Origin of the sequence: Chryseobacterium populi, assembly GCF_000282115.1 — a bacterium.
Lineage (GTDB): Bacteria > Bacteroidota > Bacteroidia > Flavobacteriales > Weeksellaceae > Chryseobacterium > Chryseobacterium populi.
In genome coordinates, this window is record NZ_AKJY01000001.1 from 1 (window position 1) to 7,414 (window position 7,414).

General features: G+C 35.9%; 7 protein-coding genes. 1 reads left to right on the forward strand and 6 read right to left on the reverse strand.

All coding sequences use genetic code 11. From position 1 onward, the window contains the following. Positions 1–288: 288 nt before the first annotated feature. The 6 genes from PMI13_RS00005 to PMI13_RS00030 form a co-directional block, all read right to left on the reverse strand. On the reverse strand, positions 289–768 hold the full coding sequence (locus tag PMI13_RS00005) for a methyltransferase family protein (protein WP_007839333.1): 480 nt from the start codon (positions 766–768) through the stop codon (positions 289–291). Between the two features lie 167 nt (positions 769–935). Continuing rightward, on the reverse strand, positions 936–1,238 hold the full coding sequence (locus PMI13_RS00010; protein WP_007839334.1) for a 2TM domain-containing protein: 303 nt from the start codon (positions 1,236–1,238) through the stop codon (positions 936–938). 12 nt (positions 1,239–1,250) lie between these two features. Further along, the gene (locus tag PMI13_RS00015) at positions 1,251–2,567 is read right to left on the reverse strand and encodes a 2TM domain-containing protein (protein ID WP_007839336.1); all 1,317 of its coding nucleotides are present in this window, start codon (positions 2,565–2,567) and stop codon (positions 1,251–1,253) included. A 144-nt stretch (positions 2,568–2,711) separates the two neighbouring features. After that, positions 2,712–3,362, reverse strand: coding sequence for a hypothetical protein (locus tag PMI13_RS00020; protein WP_007839338.1), 651 nt, complete (start codon positions 3,360–3,362; stop codon positions 2,712–2,714). A 95-nt stretch (positions 3,363–3,457) separates the two neighbouring features. Beyond that, the gene (locus tag PMI13_RS00025) at positions 3,458–5,695 is read right to left on the reverse strand and encodes a TonB-dependent receptor (protein ID WP_007839339.1); all 2,238 of its coding nucleotides are present in this window, start codon (positions 5,693–5,695) and stop codon (positions 3,458–3,460) included. A gap of 91 nt (positions 5,696–5,786) precedes the next feature. Beyond that, positions 5,787–6,689, reverse strand: coding sequence for an AraC family transcriptional regulator (locus PMI13_RS00030; RefSeq protein WP_007839340.1), 903 nt, complete (start codon positions 6,687–6,689; stop codon positions 5,787–5,789). Between the two features lie 154 nt (positions 6,690–6,843). Here PMI13_RS00030 and PMI13_RS00035 point away from each other — a divergent pair, with 154 nt between their 5' ends. After that, positions 6,844–7,347 (forward strand): superoxide dismutase family protein, encoded by a 504-nt coding sequence (locus PMI13_RS00035; protein ID WP_007839341.1) that lies wholly within the window; start codon positions 6,844–6,846, stop codon positions 7,345–7,347. Positions 7,348–7,414 lie beyond the last annotated feature (67 nt).

A 7,414-nucleotide genomic window follows, 5' to 3' on the forward strand; every position in this document is an offset into this window, starting at 1 on the left:
TTTTCCGCTTTTTTCTATAGTAATGTATAATTTCTTATATCGAACTCACGTTATTTTAAGGTTGTATTTGTTTTTGTTTTCTTGAGTCAAATGTATGGTGGAAAATATCCTTAATCAATTTTATGTTACTGAACTGTAGAAAATGAATTCTGAAGGGTAAAAACGTAGCAAAAAGCAAAATTGTAATGTTTTCAGTAGAATAAAAAAGACTGTCAAAAACAGGTTAACAACCATATTTCAGTCAGTCTTTTTCAATTTCGCGATTTTATCAATCTACAGTCTTGTTCCTCAATAAATAAAAGGGATCAGTTTCTTCGTCCTGTTTCTATACCGGATATATTCTTCTCCGAATTGCTCCACAAGAGCCTGTTCTTCAATTTTAATTCTATAACTGAATGCAAGAAACGGAGGAACAAATGCAAGAATAAAAGAGAGCCAGTTATTCAGGAATAATCCGAGTCCCAGAAAAGTCAGTAAAGAAAAAGCATAAGACGGGTGTCTCAGATACCGGTAAAAGCCTTCTTTTTTTATTTTATGGTCTTCTTTTATGGTAACATCTACTGTAAAATATTTTCCTAAAGATCTAATGACAATCAATCTGAAGATGATTCCCGCAAGGATAAAAAATTCTCCCGGATAGAGGATCAGGCCGGAAGATGCAGTCGGGAGTTTAATGATGTAGGAAACAGTTACAGCTCCTGCAACTGATGCTATAATAACTATCAAAAAAATATTGAGGGCAGAATGGTCTTTTTCTCCCGATTTCAACTTTCATTTGTAGATTTTCCCGCTCACAAACCAAAGGACCATGGAAATGCAGAAAATGTAATGTAGAGTCATTGTGATGGTTTTAGAAGTTTTTATGTTGTCGAATCATAAAACGGAATTCGTAACTCCAGAGATCTATCAGTCGGGTATTCAACGAATTTGCGATTTTAAGATTTCTCTTTATCCATCAATTCTTTGATCTTTTTTTCCTCCCATTTGTTTCCAAAAGCGAATCCAGGCAAAAACACGCTCATCCCATAGCCAACCAGACCAATTCCCCAGAAAAAAGGAAGGGCAAAATACTGAAATCTCCAGATGCTTTCTCCCGGCTTTAATTCCCTGTAATTCATAAAGAGGATAAAAAGGTTGACCGCAAAATAAATGAATGTAAAAACATAAAAGTTTTTAAGTTTTTTTACTTTTCGCTTCGCTTCTTTATAGCGGATGTCATTTTCGTCAATCTGTTTCATGATCGTTGATATTTAACGTTTATTTTCTTTTTCTAAAATTTCCCGGATCTTACGGTCTTCCCAGTTTTTTCCGATCGCAAAAACACTCATCCCGTGTGCTGCAAGGCCAATTCCCCAACCCAACATTGGAAAGTAAAACCATATATGTTTTGAAGAAGTGACAAGGTTTATAATAATCAGAAACGGAATGACGATGCAATAAGAAATAAGGTTTCCGTAAAACCCTTTGATCTCTTTCACCCTCTTCTGAGCCCTTTCATAAGCTTTATCCTTATCTTCGTTTTTAATACTGACTGCATTAGGTTTATCCGATAAAACCGGAAGCTTTACTTTAAAATAATCTTCAGATTTTTCAATAAAAACATTTCGTTTGGTAAGCAGTGAGTAACGCTGAACAATATTCGCCAACCCGATTCCTGCACTTTCTTTCATCTGCTCTCTTACCTGGAGGTTATTTTCAATGCAAAGCGTATCATTTTCAGAAAATATTTTAATGATCAGGGGTTTTGAGGAAGTCGCGAAATTGTGTTTGATACAGTTTTCCAACAGTAACTGCAGAGAAAGCGGAACAACGTACCTTCTGTAATCTTCTTTTTTCACGTCGAAGATAAAATCTACACTGCCTTCAAATCTGGTTTTCAATAAATCACAATAGGTTTTTGCAAATTCTATTTCATCTTCAACGGTAACGAGCTCTTTGTCTTTCTGTTCTAAAACGTAGCGGTAAATCTTTGACATTGAGGCGGTAAACTTCTGAGCCTGCTTTGGGTTTTCGTCAATTAATGAGCTTAAAACGTTTAATGAATTAAAAAGGAAATGCGGATCTAACTGGTTTTTCAGGCTTTCGAATTGTGCATTTGCCGATTTTGCAATCAGTTTTTGCTCTACAACCTCTTTTTTGGATGTTTTTTTAAGCTCTTCCATAAAGCTTCTGGCATGAAGAAAAGCAGAGATCAGCAGGGCGATATTCACCATAAACCAATTGATGAAATTATATTTTCCGGAGAAAAATTCTTCTGCAGTAGCAGCCTTCTGAAAAAACACAAAATTGACATAGTTACAGAAATACACTAAGATAAAATTGGCAACAAGAATTGAAACAACACTTATAAAAGCCCTTTTTGTTGTTGCTTCAGACCATGGAAACTTTTTATTAAGAAAGTCGTTAATCAAGCCGTTTCCTACTCCCAGGAAAAAGGAATATAATGCAGAGATAAGAAAGGAAAGCATAAAGTTTTCTATTGTTTTTTCTTCCGTAAAAAAGAAAAAGAAAAATAATGCCGTTCCTATGGATACCCAAAGTAATATGATAAAGCTTTTGCGTTTCATTAGTGAATTTCTTGATTCAAAATTAGTTGATATTAAATGTACCGAAAATTATTTTTTACTGACCCGTTAATTTTCGGTACTGAACGGCAAAAAATAAAAGCCTCCCGTTTCCGGAAGACTTTCAGTTTCTATCAATTTTATTGATTATTTAGCAGGCTGATTAATGAAATATTCAGCTTCAGATTTACCCCAGTTCGGGTCTAATGAAGTTTTAGGCGTGTATGCATTAAATTTTGCCAGGGCTTGTTTAAACATTTCAATTCCCTTAGTTTTGCTTCCGCCATACTGTTCAGGTGTAAAGTAAGTATCTTCAGCCTTAATCAGGGCAATTCTCGGGTTCTCCGGATCTAATTTCTCAGCTATTTTAAGTTCTTCTGCTGCTTTTGTCCCATCTGTCATGTACCTTTGCTGCGGGTTGACCATCATTCTTAAAGAATATGACATTTTTTTCAACAGATGAATTTCAGCATTATCTTTAGGATCAACGCTTTGAGCAGCATCAAGATACTTTTGAGCCTGCCCTGCAATATTATCAAGCTCATCCATCTTACCTTCTCTCATCATCACCCTTCCTTTCTGAATAAATGAGAAAGCTGTGTAATAATAGGGCTGCCATTTTGATTCTTCTTTTCCTGCTATTCTGTGGAAGTCATTCACCAAAACCTGGAAATCTTCAGCCGATTTACATGTTTCAAGCTTAGCGATTTTTTCAGTCATTATTTTTTCGTAATCAGCCTGAGCAAAAGCAGATATGCTCATGAAAGCTAAAGCAAAACTTAATAGATATTTCTTCATTATTTCTAATTTTTTAAAGTTAGTTTGTATAATATTCAAAGATATGTATTTAATCTCTATAATTAAATCTTAAAATCTGGGTTTTATTGTTGTTTTTACAAATTATTATTGATAGCATCCTGTGTTTTATCAACACCGAAACTGATAAAAGCACCTATAAAGACAAAAGTATTGACAGGAGGAACTACTGCCGAGTTTTTTGCAGGATTATCTGATATTGAAAAATTATATCCGTACACATTTTTGGTTCCCAACACGTTTGAAATACTCAATACGAAAACGGTAAAAGCTTTGGCATCTTTCTTCCCAAGGTTCGGAAGATAATTAAAGCTCAGGTTCAATGCATTGTAATCTTTTAATCTTCCTTCGTGACGGATAATATTTATATCGTTTTCCGTTATGATATCATAATAAGGGCGTCCTTTTGCATAAGTATAAGATAAATTGACTCCGGTTTTCCATTCAGGGATGAATCTTTTAGCCACTACTGAAAGGGTATGCTCTGAAGCAAAATTCGGTTTTAAGCTCATCGGGTAATTCATAAAATCTCTTTTGGAATCTAAAAACGAATAGCTGATCCAATAATCTATGTTTTCAAAAGTTTTCTTATCTCTCCAGAAAACCTCCAATCCTTTTGCATAACCGTATCCGTCATTATTAACCGCTGATTGAACGGGCTGGTTCTGATTGTTGATATTGGCTATATTTTTCACTTTTGTCAGCTGATCATATTGCTTATAAAATGCTTCAAACCTTAAGCTTCTTCCTTCTGATGACCTCTGTAGCTGAAAAATATAATGCCTGGATTTCTGAAAGTCTAAGTCAGCCGGGGCGTTGATATATTTGCTTTCAGGGTTCTGATAGAAAAGACCATAAGCGATGGAAGTCGTCCAGTCTTTAGCCAACCGGTACGCTAATGCAAAGCGAGGAGCTATATTGCTTTTGTTCAGAAAAGATGAGTTTTCTGCCCTCAATCCTATTTTTGCAGATAGTTGATTGCTGAATCCTAAATCTGTTTCAACAAATACGGAAGAAATCAAATCTTTATAATGCTTATTAACGGTTTCAAAATTCAGTTTTTCATCGGTATTGTTCAATTCAAAACCTCCTCTTAACGCACTGATTTTATTAATTTTCCTTTCTAAAACGGCTTTAAAATTGATATAATTTCCGTCTGTTAATAATTGTGTCTTTGGAGATTCTTTTTCATTGGTTTCCGTTGAGAAATTAAGGTCTGATCTGTTATACGAATAGGAAGTTCCTGCATTCAAAAGGTATTTACCGAACTTCTGTTTAAAAGATAAATTATGATAAGTATTTTTCCCTTTTAGTCTTACAAGGGAAAAACCATATCCGGGTTCGAGGCTTTCTGATCTTACCCCCATTTTATTGGTATCATACATCCCGTAATATTTGAAAAAACCACCGGATTTTGTTTTAATCCTGAAATTGAAATCACTGTTTAGCCCTTGGGGTGCATCAATAAAATCGGTATTAAAATTAAATACATTCTGCATAAGACTTAAGAGAGAATAACCTAAAGTAGCTCCGTAAGAATGGTTTTTATCTTCACTTAATTTCTGAAACCCTGCACTTAAAAAGATCGGGGAAATCCCAAAATCATAAGAACTCTTATCCGGCAGATCCACGCTTTCAAGCATCAGCGCTCCGGAAAGAGCCTGTCCGTACAAAGCCGAATAACCCCCGCTTGAAAATATATTCCCTTTAAAAAGAGAAGTATTAAACCTGTCTCTTCCCGCAATTCCCGGAACTGAATTTGAGAAATAATTATTGATCAGACTTCCATCCATAAAAATTTTGGCTTCCGTTCCTGTACCGCCACGGATAAATAAGCCTTCTGTTTCCCCTACTTTCTGGACCCCGGGAAGATAATTCAGAGCTGATGAAATTTGCCCGTCTGCTCCTGCCGTCGTGTAAATATCAATTGGTGAAAGTAAAGCTGTTGCTCTTTTTTTATCGCTTGCTTCTATGGAGCCTGCCGAAACAACCACTGCATCGATCTCATTGATCTGTTCTTTCAGTTCTGCACTGATAGAAATTTCCTGGTTCTCAATAACAATAGGTTTTTCAACATCAATATATTTAGGATGGGTAAAAATGAGTCTATAATTTCCCTTTTCAGTGGTTTCAAAGGAAAAATTCCCGTTGGTATCTGTAGTAGCCCCGTCATAGGTACTTTTAAGCGTTACATTTACTTCTCCTACTCCTTTATTCCTGAAAGTTACTTTTCCTGTGATTTTCACCTGGGAATAGCTGATCATAAAGGATAAAAGGGCAATAAAAAATAATAGTTTCTGTTTCACAGTTTTCATGGTGTTAATTTTCGAATCAAAAATACTATTGAAAAACCTTCCGGTAAAAATTTTCTTACCGAAAGGTATACTTTGGCTCCTGAGTCGCAAATTAATGGATAGGAATACAAAAATCCACCCACATTTTGCCTTCAGGATGTTCTTTAAAATTAGAATGATAGATCTCAAAAGGGAAGGCTTTTCGCATTGTATAGCTGTTTTCGTTCATCCACAAGAATAAAGAAACCCAGCATTGTTCAAAATCATTCAGGGTCACTTCTCCGCTTCCTACTACACATTTTCCGGCATCAATAGTTTCGGGAAAAATTTCTCCTTCCTGTGCCTCAAGCTTTTTATCCAGCAGCATACAGGCATGTATTCTTACTTTAGCGGGTGGTGTTACTTTGAAACTGTCATGATATACAGAAATCATTTTAACGTGGTCTTTAGGAAATAAATGCTTCTTTTTTGCCCATTCAATTAAGATCCCGTAAGAAGATTCCACATTTGCAGTTCCGAGGCTCATTACGGAGGCAAGATTCATTTCCTGCAAATCCGCTACTTTAATTTTTAAATTCATTTTTGTCCAGTTTAACAGGTTTTCGACATTGCAAATGTATTGGTCGAAAACCGTACTGACTTGTCCGTTCTTGCTTTCTACAGCTAAGATCCTGTGAAAACTTCCGGGGGCAGAACGGCGAAATTCTGAGGGGGATATTCCATAGTATTTTTTAAAAGTCTTATTGAAAGCCGAATGATCTGAAAATCCCAACTCCAGATATATTTCTTTAATTCCAATTGTTTTCTTTACAGCAAGGTAGAAGGCACTTTTTTCAATTTTCTTCCGGATGATATAGCTTTGAAGGGTTTCTCCGGTAATCATTTTAAAAATCCTGTGAAAATGGAATGGCGAATAGGCTCCTATTTCAGCAATTTTTTCCAGACTGAGCCGGGTGTCAAGATGGTGATCGATGTATTGGATTGTTTTTATGATTCTCTTTTTATATTCTTCCACCGGTTTTTTTATTCACAAAAATATAAAGATTAGGGAAAGCCGGCTTGTATTTTATTGCGTAATTCCCGAAAACAGACAGGAATCATAAAGTGTTTTAAAAAAATATTTTTAATTTTATATGATTATTCAATAAATCACTTTAAATCATTTAAAAATGAATCTACAAAAATTAGCATTATTAGCAGGGTGTGCGTTGTTTGTTGTTTCTTGCGGAACAACAAAAACGTACACGGTAAACGCTAAAAGCGGGACACAAATGGGCGGAACTGCAAAGTTTACCCAGAGTGGAAATGAGGTGGTCATGAAACTTGACGTTACCAACCTTACTCCGGGAATTCATGCTGTGCACATTCATGAAAAAGGAGATTGCTCTGCAGCAGACGGAACTTCTACAGGAGGACACTGGAATCCGGCAAAAGATGATCATGGTAAATGGGGAGCTGAGCATTTCCATATGGGAGACATCGGAAATTTAGTGGCGGATCAGAACGGAAATGCAACACTGACTTTTAAAACGGAAAAATGGTGTCTGGGATGTACTGACGAATCTAAAAATATCATCGGGAAAGGTCTTATTGTACACGCAGCAGCAGATGACTTCCATACTCAGCCTACCGGGAATGCAGGCGGAAGAGTGGGATGTGTAGAAATTAAATAATTTTCTGATCTTAATAAAAAAGAGGCTGTCTCAAAAGGGGCAGTCTTTTTTCTGTCTCAAAATTTGT